The sequence below is a fragment of the Streptomyces sp. KR55 genome (genome assembly GCF_052245645.1).
Lineage (GTDB): Bacteria > Actinomycetota > Actinomycetes > Streptomycetales > Streptomycetaceae > Streptomyces > Streptomyces flavusporus.
Window position 1 is genome coordinate 1 of record NZ_JBQQCE010000626.1, and the last position, 4,427, is coordinate 4,427.

Annotated in this window: 5 protein-coding genes and 1 pseudogene; 1 reads left to right on the forward strand and 5 read right to left on the reverse strand. The window is 69.6% G+C overall.

Annotated features, from left to right (window positions below; translation table 11 throughout):
- Together ACTWQJ_RS46965 and ACTWQJ_RS46970 are read right to left on the reverse strand one after the other, a co-directional pair.
- Positions 1 to 340 (reverse strand): helix-turn-helix domain-containing protein (locus tag ACTWQJ_RS46965; protein ID WP_443312499.1); only part of this gene is annotated, 340 nt, incomplete at its 3' end.
- 105 nt (positions 341 to 445) lie between these two features.
- A complete protein-coding gene (locus tag ACTWQJ_RS46970; RefSeq protein WP_443312500.1) occupies positions 446 to 1,306 on the reverse strand; it encodes an alpha/beta fold hydrolase in 861 nt (286 codons plus the stop codon).
- A 189-nt stretch (positions 1,307 to 1,495) separates the two neighbouring features.
- Between ACTWQJ_RS46970 and msrA the strand changes: the two are divergent.
- A pseudogene (gene msrA, locus ACTWQJ_RS46975) lies at positions 1,496 to 2,012 on the forward strand (peptide-methionine (S)-S-oxide reductase MsrA).
- Between the two features lie 76 nt (positions 2,013 to 2,088).
- Here msrA and ACTWQJ_RS46980 read toward each other — a convergent pair.
- From ACTWQJ_RS46980 to ACTWQJ_RS46990, 3 genes are all read right to left on the reverse strand, one after another.
- The gene (locus ACTWQJ_RS46980) at positions 2,089 to 2,847 is read right to left on the reverse strand and encodes a creatininase family protein (protein WP_443312501.1); all 759 of its coding nucleotides are present in this window, start codon (positions 2,845 to 2,847) and stop codon (positions 2,089 to 2,091) included.
- 101 nt (positions 2,848 to 2,948) lie between these two features.
- Positions 2,949 to 4,016 carry an alpha/beta fold hydrolase gene (locus ACTWQJ_RS46985; RefSeq protein WP_443312502.1) on the reverse strand — a complete coding sequence of 356 codons (1,068 nt, stop codon included), beginning with the start codon at positions 4,014 to 4,016 and terminating at the stop codon, positions 2,949 to 2,951.
- A gap of 253 nt (positions 4,017 to 4,269) precedes the next feature.
- Positions 4,270 to 4,427, reverse strand: a 158-nt coding sequence (locus ACTWQJ_RS46990; protein ID WP_443312503.1) for a response regulator transcription factor, incomplete at its 5' end; no start/stop codon positions are given.

Genomic DNA, 4,427 nt, shown 5'->3' on the forward strand with positions numbered 1-4,427 from the left:
GGCGCATGGCGGGGCGTACGCGTTGCGCGGGTCGGCGGCGGCGTGGTCGGTTGTCGGTGCGGCCGGCGAGTTCGTAGAGGTATTGCTGTTGGTCGTCGTCGAGGTGCAGGGCGCGGGCGAGGGTGGCAAGGACGGGGGCGGAGGCGCGGACGCGGCCCTGTTCGAGGCGGGTGTAGTAGTCCACGCTGATCGCGGCGAGCTGGGCGACCTCCTCGCGGCGCAGTCCCGTGACCCGGCGCGCTGAGTCCGTCTCCGGCAGGCCGCACTCGCGCGGATCCAGCTGCGCCCGACGGGCCCTGAGAAAGGCACCGAGGGCACGGGGGTCGGAGTGTGAGGTCATGGCGTCGATTCTCCTGCGGACCGCACACGCGTGAGGTGTGCCGGTGATGTCCGGTGCCGGCCGAGGGCGGCGGGACCTGGAGTCCCGCCGCCCTTCGAGGGGGTGTCAGCGGACGGTGGCGCGGGCGGCCCGCTCGATCACGTCGGCCACCAGGTGCGGGTGGGAGACGGCGACCGAGTGGGAGGCGGCGACCTCGGTGGTGTGCGCGTGGGCGCGTTTGGCCATGAAGCGCTGCACGGCGGCGGGGATGTTGAGGTCTTCGGTGGTGATGATGTCCCAGCTGGGCTTGGCCTTCCAGGCCGCGGTGGTGGCTTTCTCCTCCAGGGCGGCCTGGGCGATGGGACGCTGCTCGGCGGCCATCAGGGCGGCCTGCTGGGCGGGCACGTCGGCGGCGAACTGGTGATGGAACTTGTCCTGCTGGATGTACAGGTCGGTGGCGGTGGAGCCGTCGGCCTGCTTGTAGGTGACCGGGTCGAGGGCGCCGGGGAGGGTGGAGCCCGGGTACTTGTTGGTGAGCTCCAGGGCGCTCTCGCCGGGGGCGGGCAGGAAGGCGGCGACGTAGACCAGGGCCTTGACCTCGGGGTCGTCGGTGGCGGCCTGGCTGATGACGTTGCCGCCGTAGGAGTGGCCGACGAGAATCTTCGGGCCCTTGACGTGGTCGAGGACCGTGCGCAGGGCGGTGGCGTCGGAGGCCGGGCCGCGCAGCGGGTTGGCGGCGGCGATGACCGGGTAGCCGTCGGCGCGCAGGTCCGCGATGACGCCGTTCCAGCTGGAGCCGTCGGCGAAGGCGCCGTGCTCCAGGACGATGGTCGGCTTGGCGTGCCTGCCGGTGTCGGCGGCCTCGGCGGTCTTGGCCGCGCCGTTGGCGGTGCCGCTGAGGGCGAACGCGCCGAACGCGAGACCCGCCGTGGCCGTCGCGACCGCACCCGTCACCAGCCGCTTGCGTCCACCCTTGATGCTCACCACGACAGACCCCTCTCAGGCTTTTTCTCGGTACATGGGGCGGGCCGGCCCTGCCGGCTTTCGTCACCGCCCTGACTGGTGATGAATTTGTCATGCGACCCGTCACCTGTCAAGGTGGTGACGGAGGGGTTTCGGTCCGACGCGCGAGCCTGGACCCTGCGCGGACCGACGCGGACAGAAAGGTGAGGTGCCATGAGTGACGCCGAGGAGAGGGCGCTGCTGGCGGGTGGCTGCTTCTGGGGCATGCAGGAACTTGATCCGGGCACTGCCCGGGGTGGTGCGCACCCGGGTGGGCTACAGCGGCGACGACGACAAGCCGGAACCCACCTATCGCGACCACGGAAAGCACGCGGAGTCGATCGAGATCGTCTTCGATCCCGCGATCACCGACTACCGCACGATCCTGGAGTACTTCTTCCAGATCCACGACCCGACCACGAGGAACCGGCAGGGCAACGACATCGGCCTCAGCTACCGCTCCGCCATCTTCTACCTCGATGACGAGCAGCGCCGCATCGCGCGGGACACCATCGCCGACGTCGACGCGTCCGGGCTGTGGCCGGGACCGGTGGTGATCGAGGTGGTGCCGGCCGGCCCGTTCTGGGAGGCCGAGCCGGAGCACCAGAACTATCTCCAGCGCTACCCGGACGGGTACACCTGCCACTTCCCGCGCCCGAACTGGCGCCTGCCCAGGCGCGGCGAGTCCTGAACACCGGCGCGGCCGGGGAGGGCGATGTCCTTCCCGGCCGCGCGCCGCGGGGTCACGTCGGCGCTGAACCGTCGACCTACTTGGCCCACGGGTCCCGCACGATGATGTCGGCCAGCGCCGCCGCACAGCCGGAGAGCATCCGTTCGCCCTTCTCCGGGCTCGCTACCCGGGCGTCGCCCGCGACCCCGGACTCGGTGATCCGGTCGAAGGACACGGCCGTGTACACCGGCTCGGTGGACTCCGCGGGCAGCGTGATCCGCGGCCCGTGCGCCTCGACCAGATGCCCGGTACGGATCAGCTCGGGGAAGGCGGCCATCATCATGGACGTCTCCCCCTCACACGCGTGCATGAGACCGTCCTGGGTCTCCAGGGCGTCCCGCACCACCTCCCGTCCGACGCCGAAGGAGCTGGCGAACGCGATCGGCGTCGACAGCTCCGCGGTCAGCTCGGTCGTGAGGGCGTTGAGGGCGGTCATGTTCCCGCCGTGCCCGTTGACGATCAGAATGCGTGAGAAACCTGCCCGGATCACGGAGCGGCAGAAGTCACGCAGCAGCGCGTGCAACGTGGGCAGGCTGAGTGTGAGAGTGCCGCCGAAGGCCATGTGGTGCTCCGACAGGCCCGTCGGCACGGACGGCGTCACCACCACGCCGGTGTGTTCCGCGGCCAGCACCGCCGCCCTGCGGCACACCTCCGCGGCCAGGAAGTCGTCGACGCCGGTGGGCAGATGAGGGCCGTGCTGCTCGGTGGCCCCGATGGGCAGCAGCACCACCGCGTCGCGCGCCGCCAGGGCACGCAGCTCGGCGGCGGTCAGCCGGTTCCACTGGACTGCGCTCATCAGGAACTCCTCCTGGGCATGACCGACGCGGTGCGCGGGGTGCCGGGTCGGTGGCGGGGGGCGGATCTTGGAGGTGACTGGCGCTTGGATGTGGCCGGTGCTCAGAGGTGGTCGGCGTCGACCACGGCCTGGGCAAAGGTGGTGGGCGCTTCCTGCGGCAGGTTGTGACCGATGTTCGCGATCGTGCGGTGCAGGTAGGGGCCGGTGAAGTGGCCGCGGTACGAGGAGCCGTCGCCCGGTGCGGTGAAGGGGTCGAGGGCGGCGTCGAGAGTGACGGTGGGGACGCCGATGGCGGGCTGGGCGGCCAGCTGCTTCTCGTAGCGGTCGTAGCGTCGGTCGCCCTCGATCAGGCCGATGCGCCAGCGGTAGTTGTAGAGGACGATGGCGGCGTAGTCGGGGTTCTTGAAGGCCTCGGCGGTACGCGCGAAGGTGGCGTCGTCGAAGTTCCAGTTGGGGGAGACGAGGGTCCACACGTAGCGGCACAGCGCGATGCGCTTGTCCACGTTCTCCATGGTCTTCTTGCCACGGTCGGTGGCGAAGTACCACTGGTACCACCAGTTGTGCTCGACGGCCGGCAGAGCGGGTTCCAGCTGCGCCTTGCGGTTCGTGATGAGGTAGCCGCTGGTGGACAGGAGGGCCTTGACGCGCTCGGGCCACAGGGCGGCGATGATGTCGGCGGTCCGCGAGCCCCAGTCGAAGCCGGCGAGAACGGCCTTCTCGATCTTCAGGGCGTCCATGAACGCGATGATGTCCAGGGCGATGGCGGACTGCTCGGCCGTGCGCGGAGTGTGGCGGGACAGGAAGCGGGTGCTGCCGTGGCCGCGCAGGTAGGGGACGAGGACGCGGTAGCCCAGGTCGGCAAGGAGCGGGGCGACGTCGACGAAGCTGTGGATGTCGTAGGGCCAGCCGTGCAGGCAGATGACGACCGGGCCGTGAGCCGGGCCGGCCTCGGCGTAACCGATGTCCAGGACACCGGCCTTGACGTGCTTGAGCGTGCGGAACTCGGTGTGGGTGCCGGGGGCGATGGTGGGCACCGTGGGAGTGGAAGTGCCGCTCGGCTGGTCCGAGGCGGTTGCGGCGGATGCGTTGGTCTGCAGACTGGACAGTGAGACCGCGGCCGCGCCGGTGCCCAGGCCGACGGCCTTGCTGAAGGTACGCCTGTTGATCATGTGAAGTCCTCCGTCGTGCGTTTTCGGTGACCGGCCCGAGCCCTGAAAACCCTGGCATGCCATTCGTCACCTGTCAAACAGGTGACGAATGGTGGTTTCGGTGATGGGCGGGACCGGCGGCACATACTCTCGTCCGCAACGAAACCGGACACATCAGTCATGTGACGGTCAGATGCGGAGAACGGCACCGGGCGTGCAGCACACCCCGTGTGTCAGTCATTCGACTGAGAAAACGCTTCTCGACCTTGCGCACTCACATCCCCTGTTCGCCCTCCAGCTTGCCGAGTGCGTCGCGGAGGGCGGCGCGTGAGGTGATGCCGAGTTTGGGGAAGACGCGGTAGAGGTGTGAGCTGACGGTGCGGGGTGAGAGGTGCATGCGTTCGCCGATTTCCTTGTTGGTCAGGCCGCCGG